The 18,519-nt window shown below is 37.7% G+C and carries 16 protein-coding genes and 1 pseudogene; 5 read left to right on the forward strand and 12 right to left on the reverse strand.

What is annotated here, in order from left to right; genetic code table 11:
* Positions 1–53: 53 nt before the first annotated feature.
* Positions 54–1,043, forward strand: coding sequence for an L-lactate dehydrogenase (locus A3I7_RS0105000; RefSeq protein ID WP_018375685.1), 990 nt, complete (start codon positions 54–56; stop codon positions 1,041–1,043).
* 43 nt (positions 1,044–1,086) lie between these two features.
* Here the strand turns inward: A3I7_RS0105000 and A3I7_RS0105005 are convergent, their stop codons facing one another.
* The 12 genes and pseudogenes from A3I7_RS0105005 to A3I7_RS0105065 all read right to left on the reverse strand — a co-directional run bounded on the left by A3I7_RS0105005 (position 1,087) and on the right by A3I7_RS0105065 (position 11,454).
* Positions 1,087–1,461 carry a hypothetical protein gene (locus tag A3I7_RS0105005; RefSeq protein WP_018375686.1) on the reverse strand — a complete coding sequence of 125 codons (375 nt, stop codon included), beginning with the start codon at positions 1,459–1,461 and terminating at the stop codon, positions 1,087–1,089.
* Positions 1,462–1,482: 21 nt separating this feature from the next.
* Positions 1,483–2,076, reverse strand: a complete 594-nt coding sequence (locus A3I7_RS0105010; RefSeq protein WP_026217134.1) for an AAA family ATPase — start codon at positions 2,074–2,076, stop codon at positions 1,483–1,485.
* A gap of 66 nt (positions 2,077–2,142) precedes the next feature.
* The gene (gene dnaX / locus A3I7_RS0105015) at positions 2,143–3,822 is read right to left on the reverse strand and encodes a DNA polymerase III subunit gamma/tau (protein ID WP_018375688.1); all 1,680 of its coding nucleotides are present in this window, start codon (positions 3,820–3,822) and stop codon (positions 2,143–2,145) included.
* Positions 3,822–4,316, reverse strand: coding sequence for a GAF domain-containing protein (locus A3I7_RS0105020; protein ID WP_018375689.1), 495 nt, complete (start codon positions 4,314–4,316; stop codon positions 3,822–3,824). Before A3I7_RS0105020 ends, dnaX begins: the two co-directional genes overlap by 1 nt.
* 185 nt (positions 4,317–4,501) lie before the next feature.
* Positions 4,502–4,786, reverse strand: a complete 285-nt coding sequence (locus tag A3I7_RS14050; RefSeq protein ID WP_169333805.1) for a hypothetical protein — start codon at positions 4,784–4,786, stop codon at positions 4,502–4,504.
* A gap of 539 nt (positions 4,787–5,325) precedes the next feature.
* Positions 5,326–5,959 (reverse strand): annotated as a pseudogene (locus tag A3I7_RS14785) (class I SAM-dependent methyltransferase).
* Positions 5,959–6,525 (reverse strand): GrpB family protein, encoded by a 567-nt coding sequence (locus A3I7_RS0105040; protein WP_018375692.1) that lies wholly within the window; start codon positions 6,523–6,525, stop codon positions 5,959–5,961. The pseudogene A3I7_RS14785 and the gene A3I7_RS0105040 overlap by 1 nt, the downstream one beginning before the upstream one ends.
* A gap of 53 nt (positions 6,526–6,578) precedes the next feature.
* Positions 6,579–7,169, reverse strand: coding sequence for a 3-isopropylmalate dehydratase small subunit (gene leuD, locus A3I7_RS0105045; RefSeq protein WP_018375693.1), 591 nt, complete (start codon positions 7,167–7,169; stop codon positions 6,579–6,581).
* An 11-nt stretch (positions 7,170–7,180) separates the two neighbouring features.
* Positions 7,181–8,566, reverse strand: a complete 1,386-nt coding sequence (leuC, locus tag A3I7_RS0105050; protein ID WP_018375694.1) for a 3-isopropylmalate dehydratase large subunit — start codon at positions 8,564–8,566, stop codon at positions 7,181–7,183.
* A gap of 1 nt (position 8,567) precedes the next feature.
* A complete protein-coding gene (locus tag A3I7_RS0105055; RefSeq protein ID WP_018375695.1) occupies positions 8,568–8,840 on the reverse strand; it encodes a DUF1294 domain-containing protein in 273 nt (90 codons plus the stop codon).
* Entirely contained in the window at positions 8,837–9,871 is a 1,035-nt protein-coding gene (gene leuB / locus A3I7_RS0105060; RefSeq protein WP_018375696.1) for a 3-isopropylmalate dehydrogenase, read from the reverse strand. Before leuB ends, A3I7_RS0105055 begins: the two co-directional genes overlap by 4 nt.
* Positions 9,872–9,891: 20 nt before the next feature.
* On the reverse strand, positions 9,892–11,454 hold the full coding sequence (locus A3I7_RS0105065) for a 2-isopropylmalate synthase (RefSeq protein WP_018375697.1): 1,563 nt from the start codon (positions 11,452–11,454) through the stop codon (positions 9,892–9,894).
* A gap of 400 nt (positions 11,455–11,854) precedes the next feature.
* On the opposite strand from A3I7_RS0105065, the gene guaA reads away from it, so the two are divergent.
* The 4 genes from guaA to A3I7_RS0105085 all read left to right on the forward strand — a co-directional run bounded on the left by guaA (position 11,855) and on the right by A3I7_RS0105085 (position 18,354).
* Positions 11,855–13,417 carry a glutamine-hydrolyzing GMP synthase gene (guaA, locus tag A3I7_RS0105070; RefSeq protein WP_018375698.1) on the forward strand — a complete coding sequence of 521 codons (1,563 nt, stop codon included), beginning with the start codon at positions 11,855–11,857 and terminating at the stop codon, positions 13,415–13,417.
* 221 nt (positions 13,418–13,638) lie between these two features.
* Positions 13,639–15,654, forward strand: coding sequence for a hypothetical protein (locus A3I7_RS0105075; protein ID WP_018375699.1), 2,016 nt, complete (start codon positions 13,639–13,641; stop codon positions 15,652–15,654).
* Between the two features lie 50 nt (positions 15,655–15,704).
* On the forward strand, positions 15,705–16,862 hold the full coding sequence (locus tag A3I7_RS0105080; protein ID WP_018375700.1) for a hypothetical protein: 1,158 nt from the start codon (positions 15,705–15,707) through the stop codon (positions 16,860–16,862).
* 283 nt (positions 16,863–17,145) lie between these two features.
* Positions 17,146–18,354 carry an IS110 family RNA-guided transposase gene (locus tag A3I7_RS0105085; protein ID WP_018375701.1) on the forward strand — a complete coding sequence of 403 codons (1,209 nt, stop codon included), beginning with the start codon at positions 17,146–17,148 and terminating at the stop codon, positions 18,352–18,354.
* Positions 18,355–18,519 lie beyond the last annotated feature (165 nt).

An 18,519-nucleotide genomic window follows, 5' to 3' on the forward strand; every position in this document is an offset into this window, starting at 1 on the left:
AAAATAGAGTTGTATGGGTATCAACCCAAAAAAAATAAGGGAGATGTTTAGAAATGACTGCAACTAAACAACACAAAAAAGTTATCCTCGTTGGTGACGGTGCCGTAGGTTCATCTTACGCATTTGCACTAGTAAACCAAGGTATCGCTCAAGAGCTTGGTATTATTGAAATTCCACAACTTCATGAAAAAGCTGTCGGTGATGCGCTTGACCTTAGCCACGCCCTTGCCTTTACTTCACCTAAAAAAATCTACGCTGCTCAATATTCTGACTGTGCTGACGCTGATGTTGTAGTAATCACTGCTGGTGCTCCACAAAAACCAGGTGAAACTCGTCTTGATCTTGTTGGTAAAAATCTTGCCATCAACAAATCTATCGTCACTCAAGTTGTTGAATCAGGTTTCAAGGGTATTTTCTTGGTAGCTGCTAACCCAGTTGATGTCTTGACTTATTCAACATGGAAGTTCTCAGGATTCCCTAAAGAACGTGTTATCGGTTCTGGTACATCTCTTGACACTGCTCGTTTCCGTCAGGCTTTGGCTGAAAAACTTGACATTGACGCACGTTCAGTTCACGCTTACATCATGGGTGAACACGGAGATTCAGAATTTGCCGTTTGGTCACATGCAAACGTTGCTGGTGTTAACCTTGAAAACTACCTTAAAGATGTTCGCAATTTCAACGCTGAAGAATTAATCGACTTGTTTGAGGGCGTTCGTGACGCTGCTTACACAATCATCAACAAAAAAGGTGCTACTTACTACGGTATCGCTGTAGCTCTTGCTCGTATTACAAAAGCAATCCTTGATGATGAAAATGCTGTCCTTCCACTTTCAGTATTCCAAGATGGTCAATACGAAGGTGTTACTGACTGCTTCATCGGTCAGCCTGCTGTTGTTGGTGCGCACGGTATTGTACGTCCAATCAATATCCCATTGAATGATGCTGAAACTCAAAAAATGCAAGCTTCTGCAAAAGAATTAAAAGCTATCATTGATGAAGCTTGGCAAAACCCAGATTTCCAAGCAGCTTCTAAAAACTAATTTATAAACATAGAAAAAAGCCTCTCCAGATGGATTGGCTTTTTTAATACTGCATAAGATTTCTCAAAATGGCCTGATTCTGCCAAATTAAGTAAATTCCAATAACAATGATGGCAAGGAATATGATTAGCTTTACAAGGCCTTTGATAAATCTGATGAGAATGGCCAATACCATAGAAATCACTAACCAAGCTATTGCATAACTGCCAAAAAAGCTCTGCAATTTTTCCAAAGAATCACCTAGCAAAAAACGCAACCAATCAGGAATATAGGCTAAAAGAGACTCCGCTTGGATAGAGTCAAACCCCAGTTTAGTAGCGATGGCTAGCCCTGTCGTTTGAAGCCAAGCAAACACGCCCGTATTAAATAAAAATAAGAAAGCTTGCTCTGGATGGTGACTAATAAATTTTTTTATCAATTGCTTCTCCTTAAAAATAACTTACCCTTTACGAATATGATTTAGGGTTATTTTTCTCCTGTCAATCCATTTTTTGACAGGAAATCTTTTGTCTGGTATAAGACTTATCGAAGATTCTTCAGCAATTACTTCAATTATGGCGTCTATAGTCATCTGATCTGTCATGATTACTCTACCGGTTATAACGTTTTCGAAAGCCTCAATACAGGAATCAATATGTTGTTTACCCCATGTCTGACCAAATTCCAGCCGCTTATTCAAACGTTGCTTTAACGTTTTTGCGCTTGCCGATAAAATGTAGTGTTTAACCGTAATTCCTTCTGCAATCAAACGACCAATAAGTTCATCGTAATATCTTCGATTCGTAACAGTCATAGGGACAATGATAATGCCATCAAATTCTTTTGCTATCTGTCTTAACATAGCATAATTAAACTGACGCCAAAAAGGATAGTCCTGAAAATCATTCTCTTGCAATGATTTAGGAAAATGGAGATTTAAAAATTCGCCCAAATCCTCAGGATCATAGACAAATGCATTTGGCAGTCTTCTCTGTAACTCAAAAGCACAGGTCGTTTTGCCACTACCAAACGCACCATTTAACCAAATAATCACTAGATCCACCTTTCTCCTATCCGAAAGCATTGTATTTAGATTCAGAAAACAATCATTTGCTAGCCTTCAGTCTTCGACCGTTTGAATTTTATCTGCTAAAAAATTAAATCCATCAGGAATAAAATGCTTGTCTGTATTTTCTTCAGGAACATTCTCCTGCTTTTGTGTCTTCATTTTCTGTGCAAATTCTGAACGAATACTATTAAAATCTTTGCGTGGAACGGCTATAATATTTGGAGAAAATCCAGCAGCCTTACTCATGATATTGCCAAAAACATCGTTCAAATCTGAACGTTTCATAGCTTGTTCAGCATTGAAGGCCGCATCAAATGCCAAAATAGCATTTTCACTGTTAGCTAAAACAGGTTCAGAACCCAACAAAAGTGCTCGATCTTGTGCTGAAATACTATCTAGGATTTCATTCCAAGCGCCTTTTAAGGCATCTAAATATTCTCGCGATTTTTGGCTATCCACCACAGTTTCTTCCATGATTGTCAACACTTTAAGACGATCAACCTTGAACTTGAACCCTGATTTTGATTTAGCTTGAACTGGCTTTGCACTAGCAGGGACAAATCCATTTGATAACGAAGCTATTTCTTTTTTTAGTTCACTGATTTCAGCTTGTAGCTGACTCAATTGGCCAACCAGGTTTTCTGGTAAATCAGCTGGCGCTGAAGCTGCGTGTAATTCCGACAATTGAATGGTCATCATTTCGGCATAAATTTTAGGCTGTCCTGCCGTTTTTATCTGTAACAAATCTTCTGTAACAAGATCAATCATCTTAAAAATCAAATCTTGACTCAAAGAAAGATTTTCCTCAAAAATGGGACTGCTGTGGTTATTCTCACCACCTGACTGCACAATCAATAAATCACGTAAATAGGTTAATAAGTCAGTGGCAAAACGGCTCATACTCTTGCCCGAATCAAAAATCACATCTAGATTTGTTAAAGCTTGAGTCGTTTCGTGAGCGATGATACTGCTGACATAATCATCTAGAGCTCCCAAAGAAATACTTCCCGTAATCTCCTCAGCAACGTTAAGAGAAATATGATTACCTACAGAAAGGCTAAGTGCCTGATCCAAGATAGATAAGGCATCACGCATACCACCTTCGGCGCGACGAGCAATTAGGTTAAGTGCATCCTGATCGTAACTAATTTCTTCCTTATCAAGAATAGTTGCCAAATGTTTTTGAATCGCATTTTGTTTTATAGCTTTAAATTCAAAACGCTGCACACGCGACAAGATAGTCGCAGGGATTTTGTGTAATTCTGTCGTTGCTAGGATGAAAACGACATTCTCAGTTGGCTCCTCCAAAGTTTTTAAAAGGGCATTGAAAGCTCCTGTTGACAGCATATGGACTTCATCAATGATATAAACTTTATAAATCGCACGGCTGGGGGCATAGGTTGACTTATCACGAATGTCGCGAATTTCATCAACACCGTTGTTTGAGGCAGCGTCAATTTCGATGACATCTTCCAGACTGCCATTAGTAATGTCACGGCAAATGTCACAATGATTGCAAGGTTCACCATCTACTTGATTGGGACAGTTCATGGCCTTGGCAAAAATTTTAGCAGCACTAGTTTTTCCTGTACCACGCGGTCCTGAGAAGAGGTAGGCGTGACTAATTTTTCCTGAAGCCACCGCTTGTTTTAAAGTGGTTGAAATAATTTCTTGCCCAACCATCTCGTCAAAAGCCTGACTTCGGTATTTTCGATAAAGTGCTTGATACATTATTCCACCCCAAACATATCAAAATTAAAATTTGTTTTTGATAATAGCACAGCTACAAACTTTTCAAGGTATTCCTGATCAATGACATCATAATCTCCCGTCAAACAAGAATCTAAGTCTAAAACACCTATTAATTTACCATTCTTAACCATAGGTACTACGATTTCTGACATAGCTGTGGAATCACAGGAAATATAATTGTCATGCTTGGTCACATCATCTACTATCAAGGTTTGCCTTTCAGCAGCAGCTTGCCCGCAAACACCCTTTCCTAGAGCAATATGGACACAAGATACCCCACCTTGAAAAGGCCCTAGTATCAACTCATCTCCATCAAACAGATAAAAACCTGTAAAAACGGAATTGGGCAAGGTCATATTAAGCATGGCCGAAGCATTTGATAAATTTGCAAGAGGATTTGTCTCCTTAGCAAACATGGCTTGGGCTTGGGAAATAAGAATTTGATAATTTGAAATTTTTTCATGATTTTGCATAAGACTATTATAACAAAAAATCTCTCAAAATGTCTGATAAAAGAAAATCCCTACTTTTCAAAGAAGGTTAATTTAAGCAAGTTGAGCTATCTTCATGGACAGCAACTATCTACTCAGTAGTGCCCCACACAACAGGAAACTCCCATGTGGCAAAACAGAAAAACCAACCAGACTTAAAGGCATCATCATTCGTCAAATAGCGTAGTTATCTCTTCAACGACTTTCACAAATACCCAATCTATAATCACACTATCTTCTCTCTTAGATAAAATTTTTAGTATAGGCGCTAGTTGTTTTTTATAAAATTTACTAAAAACCTTATTACTAATGTATCCACAAATAAGCATCATACTTTTTCTTTCTTTTTGGTCATCCTTCTGAAGAACAGTACCCGTCAAATAAATAGGATAATGGGAAATAGAGCGTGCTCCTGTCCCTAATTCTTTTTTACGTCCAAAACTAATGCACACTGTCTCGAATACCTTTTTTTGAATATCCGATAAACAATCAATTTCCCATCTTTCACAGAAATAATTGAAAAACCTATTAAAACGCCAAAAGTCGTGATTAGAATTAAGAACAGATGTACCACATAGTAATACCAAACACCACTATAATTCTGGAAACCATAGAAAGCCCAAAAATACTCCAATAAACAAATAATTCCCGACAACATGATAAATCTGCTACTCCATAAAATAATCCACTTTTGTTTATTCATAGCTCTAATAATATTTCCTTTTACAATCATCTAAAAAACGCAATAAGAACTTAATGGGTAAAACGCACATCGCATCCGTTCTTTCTCTAAAAAATCTAGCACCAGCTGATTAAAATCCTTGGCTTCCATATAAAGCAGAATGTCCCAAAGCGGGGTACATGTAGCAAGGATAGCCCAGCTTTTCAGCGATTTCAAGACTGGCTTTTCCTAAAGTTACACTATCTCTTAAACCACCTAAAATCAGTCTTGGACAATGAATTCAATCCAGTTGAACATAGTCATCAAAGGTCAAACAGAGTGTTTTGCAATCACATAACAAAACCAAGCTGCCTGTTTTTGGCAATCTAGCAAACGCAAGCCCATTTTATCCAAATAGTCAGCAAACTCTTTATTGTCTTTCAAATCGGGTAAATAATAAGTCACTTTACTTTGCTCGCAAGCAATGATGAACCGCCCATCATCTGACAGCACGCGCTTGATTTCAGATAGAGCCTGCTGTAAATCCGGCCAATGAAAATGCGTCTGAAAGGCGCAGACAAGCTCAAAACGGCCCTCAGGATAAAACAGCTGACTGACATCCATGACATCAAAAGTTACTCCTTCTAGCTGGATAACCTTGCTGGGCTTGGGAAATAGCCTCCGCAGAAATATCTATGCCCTTGATCTGACTCTGGGGAAAAAGTTGGTGAAGGTAGGCTGTTGATGCCCCATTGCCGACCCCAATATCCAAGATATGCCCATAAGATTTTTGAGGAAGCACAGACAAAGCCCACTGTGCCATCGGTAAGTAGGCCTTATTCCAAATTTTCATCATGCTCCTGCCAATGAATCCTGATGGGTGTTTCGATTGGCTGACGAGATACTTGAGCAAGATGTAAAAGGATACTGCTAAAACGACAAAAACAGCAAGGACTCTTATCATCAATACCTCCCCTTATAGTCTTTCTTAGCTTCTTGCGTGTATTTCTTAATGAAATCTGTCTTAGCATCTGTATAAGCATCACGGTTATGCTCGTATGCTTTCCATAAGGCAAGTTTCAACCCTTCATAGTCTTTGGCAACTTCCGGATGTTCTCTTAAATAATCTCTAAAATAAAGTTCATCATTATTACCCTGGTAACGTAAGTGAAGATGAAAAACTTTCTTGGCAAAACCAGCTTCTGTATAGCCCTTATTAAAGGACATTTGATTTCCATCTTCAGACATCAGCAAATAGCCAGCATTTAGCAACTGCTTTTTGAAATATTGTAAATCTGCTGTTTCAGGGACTTCTAATAAAATATCAACAATATTTTTAGCCCAGATATCGGGAATAGCTGTGCTGCCGATATGCGAAATGCAGCTGATTTCCCCCTTGGAAAGCAGCTGCAAGAGAGCCTTCTCCTCTTCTTGATACCACTCCTTCCATTCTTCCTTAGGCGGCACAAGAAAGATTGGAAACAAGTGCAAGAGTTCTTCCAGAGTCATATCTGATAACGATTTTGTCATACGTTTCCCCTATCATTTGTAGCAAAAAACCACTTAAAAAGTGGTTTTGACTGTTACTGCCAGTAAGCCGGGCGTTGCTTTTCATAGGCCGCAATTAGTTCTTCGTATTGAAGCGTAATGCCAATATCATCAAGCCCTTCGACCAGTTTACGCTTCCACTCATGGTCAATATCAAAAGGAAATTCCCCCACAGACGACTTAATCAGCTGATTGGGCAAATCAATAGTAATTTCTTCACCGGCTGGCAGAGCTGCTAATTTTTCACGGACATCAAGTGGCTGAACAATTGGAAGCATGCCATTTTTCAGCTCATTGTTGTAATGAATATCTGAAAAAGAGCCTGCAATCACACAGCGGAAACCGTAATCTTCCAGAGCCCAGGCTGCGTGCTCACGTGACGAGCCTGAACCGAAATTATCCCCCGAAATCAGAATGGTTGCATCCCGATACTCTGGTTTATTGAAGATAAAGTCTGGATTTTCATCATAATCATCATTGAGGTAACGCCATTCAAAAAGTAAATTCTTCCCAAAACCCTTCTTATCGATGGCTTTTAGGAATTGCTTTGGAATGAGCTGGTCGGTATCAATATTGTCATTCATCAAAGGGACAGACTTCCCTGTATAAACGGTAAATTTTTCCATTTTCTTTCCCCCTATCCTTGAACTTCTGTCATTTGACGAACATCGACAAATTTTCCAGCAACAGCTGCCGCTGCTGCCATGGCAGGGCTGCACAGATGGGTACGAGCTCCATATCCCTGACGTCCTTCAAAGTTACGGTTACTTGTTGAGGCACAGTGAACACCTTCTGGCACGTGGTCTGGGTTCATACCAAGACACATTGAGCAGCCCGGATCGCGCCATTCAAAGCCGGCATCTAAGAAGATTTTATCAAGTCCAAGACGCTCTGCTTCTTTCTTAACAGGACGAGAACCCGGTACCACGATAGCTGTCAGCGTCGGTGCAATATGTTTGCCTTTAACAAATTTAGCGGCCAATTCGAGGTCAGACAGACGGGCATTGGTACAAGAACCAATAAAGACGTAACCAAGATCAATATCTTCAGCCTTATCACCAGGTTTCACATCCATGTAATGGTAAGCACGTTCATCGTTCATATCCTTAATTTCTGGAAATGGTTGATCGAATTCAACACCCATTTCTGGATTAGTTCCCCAAGTCACCATCGGTGCTAATTTTGATACATCAATAGTAATGACCTTATCGTACTCAGCATCAGGGTCTGAAACCAATGTCTTCCAGTCTGCAACAGCAGCTTCAAAGTCTTTAGGAGCACAAGGGCGACCTTGAACATAGTCGTACGTTTTTTGATCTGGGTTCATCAGACCCATCTTAGCGCCAAATTCAATGGACATATTAGCAATAGTCATTCGTTCATCCATTGACAGAGCATCAATAGCTTCACCGCAGTATTCAACAGCATAACCAACACCAGCGTCCACACCGTAACGCGCAATTAAGGCGAGGATGAAGTCTTTTGAGTAAACCCCTTTTTGTGGTGTCCCAATAAATTCAACCTTCATCTTTTTAGGTTTAACTTGCCAGAGACATTGTGTGGCAAAAACGTGCTCCACTTCTGATGTCCCGATACCAAAAGCAATCGCACCAAAAGCTCCGTGAGTAGCCGTATGACTGTCCCCGCAAACAACAAATTTACCTGGTTGACTACGGCCTGTTTCAGGTCCAACCATATGTACAATTCCTTGACGTTCAGTACCATGAGTCGCTGCGTCAATACCAAATTCTTCCACATTGCGAGCGAGTGTATCAATTTGATTTTTTGAAACCAAATCACGGATATTAAAAATATCTACGGTCGGCACATTATGGTCTGTTGTCCCAAATGTCAAATCAGGACGACGTACTTTTCGTCCAGCATCACGAAGGCCTTGAAAGGCTTGTGGGCTGGTTACTTCGTGGATATAATGCTGATCCACATACATTAGCTGAGGTTCGCCTTCTTTACCAGTTACTACATGGCGCTCCCAAAGCTTATCAAAAATTGATTTTCCACTCATATTAGATTCTCCAAATTAAATACATTAAAACACAAGTCATCACGATTCCTAAATACCAAACCAACTGAAAATACCATTTTCTCGTTTTATGATGAAATAGGTGTCCAGCCAAGAAAGCCCCTAACCCACCGAAAAATATACTCTCTAGTAGTAGAAGTCTCTCTGAAATTCTCCATTGTCCCTTTCTAGCTTTGTTTTTGTCAATACCATAACTTGTAAAAACGATGCCATTCCAAAGTACTATGGAGAAATAAAGTATTATTTTGACACTCATAGATTTTTAATAATAGCCGCTGTCATTGTTGCGGTATCTGCTTGTCCACCTAAGTCACGTGTTAAAACACCTTGCGCTAAAGTCTTGTCAACAGCATTTTCAATCATCTCAGCGCCAGCATTTTCTCCAAAGCTCTCACGTAACATCATGGCTACCGACAAAATCATTGATACTGGATTAGCAATACCTTTACCAGCGATATCTGGTGCAGAGCCATGAATTGGTTCGTAAAGGCTTGGCCCATTTTCAGAATGACTGGCAGATGGCATAACTCCAAGGGTACCAGGCAAGACAGATGACTCGTCAGACAATATATCACCAAATAAGTTTTCAGTCACAACGACATCAAAACGTGCTGGATTAGTAATCATAATCATTGCTGCACTGTCAACTAACTGGTGTTCCAAAGTAACATCTGGATACTCTTTTGCTACTTCTGCTGCTACTTTGCGCCAAAGTTTAGATGTTGCTAAAACATTTTGCTTATCAATGCTAGTAACTTTTTTATTTCGCCCACGTGCGATTTCAAACGCTTTACGCATGATACGACGAATCTCGTCTGCTGAATAATCATTGATATCACGTGCAGATTCTTCGTTCAAAATGTGTTCTCCAAAATAGATACCACCAGTCAACTCACGAACAACAACGAAGTTAACTCCTTCAATGCGTTCAGGCCTGAGAGGTGACAAGTGCTTCAACGCAGCAAAAATACGGACAGGACGAATATTAGCAAAAAGATTAAGCTCTTTTCGAATGGCCAGTAGACCTTGCTCCGGCCGAACTGGAGCATTATCATACTGCGGACTACCAATAGCTGCTAACAAGATAGCATCTGCAGATTTAGCCGCCTCTAAGGTATCAGCTGGTAAGGGATGTCCACTGGCATCTATTCCTGCACCACCAAAAGCTTTAGCTTGTGTTTCATATTCAAAACCAACCTTTTGGGCAACAACATTGAGCACTTCTAAACCAGCGGCCATAATTTCTGGTCCGATACCATCACCAGCTAGCGTTACGATTCTTTTCATCTTATCCTCTTTTCCTAATCCTATTCGTTTGGAACATCACGGAAAGAAACACTTTTACCAATCTCTCCCGCATTCTCTTTTTGAACTAGAGCGTTTGCATTGACATAAGCGATAGCTCCTGCTTTCATGACATCAAAGTCAATACCCGCAGCATTGAAAATAGTCCCTGTGTCAACATTTTCAACAGAAACAGCAACGCGGGCTTGAGCGTCGATTCCATCAGTTACAGCATCCATGGTATAGCTTAGCAATTTCACTGTCTGATTGAAGAATTTATCAATAGCATTGTAAGCCGCTTCAACCGAACCCTTGCCGTTAGCAATAACATTGACTTCTTCACCATCGTTATTAACCATAGAAACTTCTGCTGTCACTGTCTCATCAGCATTTGAAGTTAGTTTCAAATCTTTGAAATGGAAACCTTCTGGATTTTCAATGTCATTTCCTGCGACGAGAGCTCTGACATCAGCATCAGTGATTTCATGTTTTTTATCAGCCAACTTTTTAAACTTGGCAAAAAGTGGGATGACTTCACTTTCTTCAAATGCCAACTCCAGTTCTTTGAGTTTTTCAATGAAGGCATGACGGCCTGACAATTTTCCGAGAGGAAGAGAGTTTTTCTTAACTCCAACCAATTCTGGCGTAATGATTTCATAAGTAAGAGGATTTTTAAGAACCCCATCCTGATGGATACCTGATTCATGTGAGAAAGCATTCCCTCCTACAACTGCTTTATTCTTAGGCACTGGAATTCCAGAGAAACGCGATACCATATCAGAAGTATTAACCGTCTCATTGAGGACAATATCTGACGTTGCTTGATAATAATCTTCGCGAATGTTAAGAGCGACTGCAACTTCTTCAAGCGCAGCATTTCCCGCACGCTCACCAATCCCATTTAGAGTTCCTTCCACACGTCCCGCACCGTTTTTAATTGCAGCAAGTGTGTTAGCAGTCGCCATTCCAAGATCATTGTGACAATGTGGACTAAAAATAATCTTGCGATTAGACTTGGTATTTTCAATCAGATATTTGAAAATATAACCATATTCTTCTGGCGTTGTAAAACCGACGGTATCAGGAATATTGATGTAGGTCGCACCAGCATCAACTGCTGTCTGGACAACCTCAAGTAGATAATCTAATTCTGTACGTGTTGCATCTTCAGGTGAAAATTCAACCACTTCAAACTTCTCACGAGCATAAGTCACATGTTCTTTGATAATCTCAAGAATTTCTTCTTTGGTCTTTTTTAGCTTATATTCACGATGAATTGGGCTAGTCGCGATAAAAACGTGACATTGAGGGAATTTAGCATCTTTGATAGCCTCGTAACATGCATCGATATCTGATTTAACTGAACGTGCTAAACCTGACACTGCAGTCGTCGTTAGAGCTGCTGAAATTTGTTTTACCGCTTCGAATGAATCTGGACTTGCTGCAGGAAAGCCTGCCTCAATGGAAGAAATCCCCCACTTTTCCAATTGTTTTGCGATAGCAACTTTTTCTTTGATTGAAAAATTTACTCCAGGAGTCTGTTCTCCATCACGGAGAGTCGTGTCAAGAAATTCAACTTTGCGCATAAAAGACCTCTTTCATTATTTTATTAAAAAATAAAAACACCTCACTCAGAAACCCAAGCGAGATGTTTTCTATCCCGCTTGGTAAGCCAAACAGGACTAATGCCTTTGCATTAGCCCTCATTACGCAATAGTAAAACTGTCATACTTGCGAATGTCATTGACTTTTTCCTTTCGATGTTTACTTGTAGGTATTGTATAATTTTCTGACTATTTTGTCAATAGCAAAAAACTGAAAAAAGTACTTTATTTAGAGGCTCTCACTTTCTGAAAGGAATCCACTTTCTGCCAAAAACTAAAATTTTAATTTCATACAAGAATATACTGAAAAATCTTTTGAAGTATGCTAAAATAAGTTAGACTCTGTTAGTTTTTTTAACTAGCCTAGAAGGAAAGGAAAACAATGACTGATAATTCTACTTTGAATGATGTCCAAAAAATTATCGTTCTAGATTATGGTAGCCAGTACAACCAACTGATAGCTCGACGTATTCGTGAATTTGGCGTATTTTCTGAATTGAAAAGCCATAAAATTACAGCAGATGAGATTCGTGCTATCAAGCCAATTGGTATTGTATTGTCTGGAGGGCCTAACTCAGTTTATTCTGAAGACGCTTTTGGCATTGACGAGAACATTTTTGAACTCGGTATTCCAATTCTTGGAATCTGTTATGGCATGCAGCTTTTAACTGATAAGCTTGGAGGTAAAGTTGTGCCGGCAGGACAAACAGGTAGTAGCGAGTACGGGCAATCAACGCTACATTTACGTTCAAAATCAACACTTTTTGCCAATACACCTGAGGAACAAATTGTCTTGATGAGCCATGGTGATGCCGTTACTGAAATTCCTGCTGGTTTCCGCCTTGTCGGTGACTCTAGTGATTGCCCTTATGCTGCTATTGAAAATACTGAAAAAAATATTTATGGCATTCAGTTCCACCCAGAAGTTAGACATTCTGTTTATGGAAATGATATTCTTCGTAACTTTGCCTTTAGTATTTGTGGTGCACGTGGCGACTGGTCAATGGATAATTTTATAGATATGGAAATCAAAAAAATCCGTGAAAAAGTTGGTACTCGCAAGGTTCTTCTTGGATTATCTGGTGGAGTTGATTCCTCAGTTGTTGGTGTCCTTCTTCAACGTGCTATTGGTGACCAATTGACATGTATCTTCGTTGACCACGGACTTCTCCGTAAAGGAGAAGGTGATCAGGTTATGGAAATGCTTGGCGGTAAGTTCGGACTTAACATTATCCGTGTTGATGCTTCGAAACGTTTCTTGGATCTTCTTGCTGGTGTGGACGACCCTGAGAAAAAACGTAAAATCATTGGTAATGAATTTGTCTATGTTTTTGATGATGAAGCAAGTAAACTGAAAGGTGTGGACTTTCTGGCCCAAGGAACCCTCTACACCGATGTCATTGAATCTGGTACCGAAACAGCTCAAACCATCAAGTCTCACCACAACGTTGGTGGACTTCCTGAAGACATGCAGTTTGAATTAATTGAACCTCTCAATACCCTCTTTAAGGATGAAGTACGTACTCTAGGAACGGCTCTTGGTATGCCCGATGAGATCGTTTGGCGTCAGCCTTTCCCAGGCCCTGGACTTGCTATTCGTGTTATGGGTGAGATTACCGCTGAAAAACTTGAGACGGTTCGTGAATCTGATGCTATTTTGCGTGAAGAAATTGCTAAAGCAGGCTTAGATCGTGATATCTGGCAGTATTTCACAGTCAATACAGGTGTCCGTTCTGTCGGTGTTATGGGTGATGGCCGCACCTATGATTATACTATTGCTATCCGTGCAATTACCTCTATTGATGGTATGACAGCTGATTTCGCTCGTATTCCTTGGGATGTCTTACAAAAAGTCTCCGTCCGCATCGTAAACGAAGTAGATCACGTCAACCGTATCGTCTATGATATCACCAGCAAACCACCGGCAACAGTTGAGTGGGAATAATGGAGAGGCTTGATTTACCTTCAAAATAGCGATTCTACAGCAGTTTAGCAGGAACAAACTAGTCTAAAAAGGGTGAATCTTCGTTTGATTCCCCCCTAAATCCCCCCGAAAAGTTAGTTGAAAAATTTTTTTGACCAACATTTTTGGAGGGATTTTTATAATAAAAAGTACAAAGTATTTTAATAGCACGTAATTTTATTTTTCAAATGTAAAAAATATATATGACTTCTAGAGTAAAATTTTATGATGTAAATGACTTATCTATCGGTTTCTATTTTCCAAGAATTCAAGAAATTTTAGATGCTTATTTATCGAATTCTTATAGCCTAAATTCTTTTTTGGAAGCCCTTGAATTTTATAATATTATCAAATTCATAGAAAATGAGGTTTTTTCAATTGACTGGTCGCTAAGCTATATTGAAGAAATAAAGAAATCTCTTCCTTCGATGATTCAACTACAAAATAATTATTTTGGTTCTGCTCCGAAAGATGAGATTTTAAATAACATAAAACTTCTACAAAGCGAATATAACTATCGTGAAGACTTTTTTGAGATATTTACATTATTTAACTATGGTCAAAAAATTAGTGAAGTAGAGTTTGTGCAATATTTTACAGAATCCAATCTACATTTATGTCATCTCTTAAAAAATACCTATTTTCTAAAAAAGTATCCTACTTTCATTAAGCAATTTTTTCTGAGTTCACCCTCTCATCTTGAAATATTACTCGATAATTTTGTAGATTCAAATTCATGTAAAAATGTTATCCCAAGTAATATCACAAATTTAGAGTGGAATGATTTAATTGAAAAATATATTTGTGACCCCGATGTGAATATAAATTATTTAAAAATTTTAAGAAACCCTATAAAAGGTTTCGATAAGAATAGATACTTTCAACTTACAGATAAACAAAAACTGTTGATTGACAAAAAAATTCAAGAATTTAATTCTAGTTTTAATGATAAGGATTTTGGAATTCAAGTTGATATTAGAGTATATACAAAGAAGGAAGCGTACTATTACGCAATTAAAAAGAGTGGGGAGCTTCATATTGAGGGAATTGAAAAAGGTTTGTATAATCCTATTGCAGTCGCAACAGGTGGAGCTAGGCCAAAACAATATGAATATACATTATCAACTTTTATAGATAGTGCTAAACTTTTTGAAAAACATAATTTTCAAAATATATTAGACTATTTTTGTGAAGACTTTGAACTGAGCACAAGTGTTGGTACTTTTGCATTAGCAAGCTTTCCTCAATTAGAGATGGGGATACTTGAAAGAACGTTAGGCATTTCGACTAGAAATCACTATAAATTTGGTTTTTACTTTTCAGTCAAGCATCAACTATACGTGATGAAACTGATTGCTTTATCAAAAATACTACAGAAATTCAGTCTAAGAATTGAAGATTTCATTACTTGGTTTTTCGATATTTTTCTGACTAATCAGTACGGTATTGATTGGATACATTTTGATGTGCCTTCAATTTCAGAAACAACGGGAAATAAAACAGCAACACTTTTTAGAATCGAAGAATCATTAAGAAAACAATACAAATTATTGAGTGAAGAAGGGCTTATTGATGTAAATTTATATAATATTACCTCTACTCCTTCAATTGAATCTTTGCAGAGTTTTACTAAAAGAAAATACTTCTCAATGAATAATTCAGATAATAATATTCAACAGATTGTTAATTTATTATTCTCTGACCAAAGTCCTATTCATTTTATTAATGAGGAATACAAAGGAAGCAACTTTAAGGAATTAATTTCACAACAATGCTTGAGTTATGCAAATTTTCATGAATATCAAATAGATTACATAAAACTACTAATAGATGCTGGAATTTGCCAAAATGATACAGGCGTTATATCTTTTAAAGATATGTCCCAAATAAGTCTTTTAGAAAAAATATTCTTATATGGCTCTGTTAATAGTATATCTTTATCTGAATCTGAAAAGCTCAGTGCTGATAGGATGCTTGATAATGGATGGTTAATATTTTCGGATACCTTATTTTCAATTCAAGAAATTAATTATTTGAATTTTGTCCTAAATAACAAATCATATGACAATAGCTGGGGAATCAGAAATAAGTATTTGCATGGAGTACCTATTTATGATTCTATTCAGCAATATGAGTATGAATATCATCTCATTCTGCTCATATTAATTTTCTATATTATCAAAATAAATGAGGAACTCAAACATCGTAGTTATTGCTAACCAAATTCATTCACAAATAATATTCTACTGATTAACTATCGGAGCTTTTTATGACTACAATATTCTTTTCATGGCAATCTGACTTACCGAATAAAACAAATAGAAATTTAATTGAGAATTCTATAAAATTAGCATTGAAAAAAATGAACCAAGATTCTCCGTACTCTCTTATCACTGAAATTGACAGAGATACAAAAGGTGTTCTAGGTAGTCCAGATATTGTTGATTCAATATTAACCAAAATTGATAAGTGTAGCTTATTTATAGCAGATATATCAATTATAAACAGTAATTTAAATGGTAAAAGAACTCCTAACCCTAACGTATTATTTGAATTAGGATATGCAGTAAAGTGTCTAGGGTGGGATAGAGTTATTTGTGTGTTCAATTCTGATTTTGGAGATGTTTCAGAACTACCTTTCGATTTACGTAATAGACGAATTCTAACTTATGAAACATCCAATATTTCCGAAACAAGAAAAAAGTTAGCTGATATATTTAAACAAATAATTGATAAGAATTACTATACTTTAGAACAAGTCCAAGAAGTTAGTGATTTTTATAGTATAAAAATCTATTCATGCTTTATTAATATCATATCAAGAATTATAAAGGTTTTATATGGAAGTGAAACTGTCTGCTCTTTAGAAGCAATTACTAATGTTTTAAATATGACTCCTACAGAAATAAATAGACTACTTTCGCATGAATTGCTGGGTTTTAACTTATTTACAAACTATGACGAGCAAATTAAAATATTAACAAACGAGTTAGATAGAATCACCTCTATTAATATGTTTAACACAAACCTGTATGTACCCATTATTAAATTAATTAAGGAATTAAAATCCCATAATCTTTTTATTAATAGAGAACATTTTTTTGAAAATTTTAAAGTAAATACACCCATTATGAATGACTATAGTATCATTCATAATAGTGATAATAACGAAATTCCAAATAGATATGCTCTAGGAAAGAAAATTGATGCCAATAGAGCAAAAATCGTAGATTTCACCGATATTAAACGAACTGACCATGTTAAATTTGCTTTAACTCACTTCTGTTTAGATGTAAATACATATAACGTTTACTATAATCACTATGTTTGTATTCTTAAATATATCAATGAGTTTATTAGTAATAATGATGGGAAATTTTTAATTGACAATACAGAAATATTAATAAAAAATGTAAAAAAACTGTAATTAGATGATTGATATAAAATATTACTTACAAACTTACAAAAACATACTAAGATTAGTAGTGAAGAAATCTCCGACGGGAGAAAGTACTCACTACTTTTTCTTTATGATAAAGTAGAGGTGTCTTGTTAAGTCGTGTTCTCTCTAGGCGCTGGACGTCGTAACAAAAACTGGCAAGACACCTGTTTTAGGAAGAATGTTATCAAAGTATGTGGGACGCCAGACGTCGCGTATTGAAAATGACATCACTAAAACAAGGAATCATTCAAGACAAAGAGGTCATATCATGCGAGTAGTATTTGGGATTGACATGAGTAAGGTAAGTTCAGAAGTGGACATTCTAGTCAACGGCGAGAAGGTTCATGGCTATACCATGCCCAATGATACCATTGGCTTTGCTCGGCTACTTGGCGATTTGAAAACCGTCCACAAGACAGAAATCATCTTTGAAGCAACAGGCGTTTATTCTCGTCGTCTTCAAGCTTTTCTAGAAGATAACGGCTATGCTTATACACGGCTTAATCCCTTGGAAGCTAAGAAGCAACTGGATAGCTTGAGCTTGCGTGTGCGGAAAACAGATCAAATTGACGCTGAAAAACTGGCTCGGTCTCAATTTGTGCTGAATCGTAAACCGACTTATGTCCAAGAAGAAGTCTACCAAAACTTGCGGGATCTCAGCCGTTTCTATCAGAATCTGACTGAGGACATTGTTCGGGCCAAAAATCGTCTGCACAAGGTCTTGCAGGTCGCTTTCCCTGAATTGGAAACTATCTTGTCAACACCAACTGGGGAACAATACTGGAACTTAGTTACTGCGTTTCCTTGCAAGGACTTCGTGCTTGAGGTAGGCAAAGATGAGCTCTCGGAGAGCATCCTTCAGTCCACTTCAAAACGGATTTCTGACAAACGTGTGGCTTACTTAGCAGAGAAGCTGACAGCACTAGCCAATCAGTCTTATTGTGCCGTCAAGAAAACCTCTCCAATGCTGGAAGAAGTCCGTTACTATACAAAAGAATTGCTTAGACTTTCTGAACAGAGACAAGCAGCCTTAGACGAAATGGTGGAACTAGCTCAACCCTTACCTGAGTATGAGATTCTGCTTTCTATTCCCGGTATTGCGGAAACAACAGCAACAAGCATCATTGGTGAACTTGGAGATATTCGTCGTTTTCAGTCTGCCAATCAAATCAATGCCTTTATTGGGATTGATCTCAGACACTATGAATCTGGAAATTTCCTCGCTAAGGAACACATTACCAAGCGTGGCAATCCCTACGCTAGAAAGATTCTGTTCAAGTGCATTCACAATATCGCTTCAGCTAGTCACACCAATCCTTGCCATATCGCAGACTTTTATGANAAACGAAAAAGACAATCGCAAACGACTTCAACCAAGCCACACACGATTGCCTCTATACATCGTCTCATTCGGACAATGTATTACCTCATAACGCATAACAAACTTTACGATTATACTTCAACCCAAAATCAGTAAAATTGTTTATGCCATATTATTGTAACACCTTATTTCAAAAATCACAAAATAAGGTGTTGGTTTTGTATACACTTTTTATGTAAATTTTTAGTGTAAAGCAAGGTCACTTCCCTATTTTGATGACTGTATGAAAATTATTTTTTCTCTAAAACCTTGATAGGCTTG

The organism is Streptococcus orisratti DSM 15617 (assembly GCF_000380105.1).
In the GTDB taxonomy this organism is placed as follows: domain Bacteria; phylum Bacillota; class Bacilli; order Lactobacillales; family Streptococcaceae; genus Streptococcus; species Streptococcus orisratti.

Coding starts and splice junctions, on each gene's coding strand:
- A3I7_RS0105055 (WP_018375695.1), bottom strand. CDS start 8,840: ATGAGTGTCAAAATAATACTTTATTTCTCCATAGTACTTTGGAATGGC.
- leuD (WP_018375693.1), bottom strand. CDS start 7,169: ATGGAAAAATTTACCGTTTATACAGGGAAGTCTGTCCCTTTGATGAAT.
- A3I7_RS0105020 (WP_018375689.1), bottom strand. CDS start 4,316: ATGCAAAATCATGAAAAAATTTCAAATTATCAAATTCTTATTTCCCAA.
- leuC (WP_018375694.1), bottom strand. CDS start 8,566: ATGAGTGGAAAATCAATTTTTGATAAGCTTTGGGAGCGCCATGTAGTA.
- A3I7_RS0105065 (WP_018375697.1), bottom strand. CDS start 11,454: ATGCGCAAAGTTGAATTTCTTGACACGACTCTCCGTGATGGAGAACAG.
- A3I7_RS0105000 (WP_018375685.1), top strand. CDS start 54: ATGACTGCAACTAAACAACACAAAAAAGTTATCCTCGTTGGTGACGGT.
- dnaX (WP_018375688.1), bottom strand. CDS start 3,822: ATGTATCAAGCACTTTATCGAAAATACCGAAGTCAGGCTTTTGACGAG.
- guaA (WP_018375698.1), top strand. CDS start 11,855: ATGACTGATAATTCTACTTTGAATGATGTCCAAAAAATTATCGTTCTA.
- A3I7_RS0105040 (WP_018375692.1), bottom strand. CDS start 6,525: ATGACAAAATCGTTATCAGATATGACTCTGGAAGAACTCTTGCACTTG.
- A3I7_RS0105075 (WP_018375699.1), top strand. CDS start 13,639: ATGACTTCTAGAGTAAAATTTTATGATGTAAATGACTTATCTATCGGT.
- leuB (WP_018375696.1), bottom strand. CDS start 9,871: ATGAAAAGAATCGTAACGCTAGCTGGTGATGGTATCGGACCAGAAATT.
- A3I7_RS0105080 (WP_018375700.1), top strand. CDS start 15,705: ATGACTACAATATTCTTTTCATGGCAATCTGACTTACCGAATAAAACA.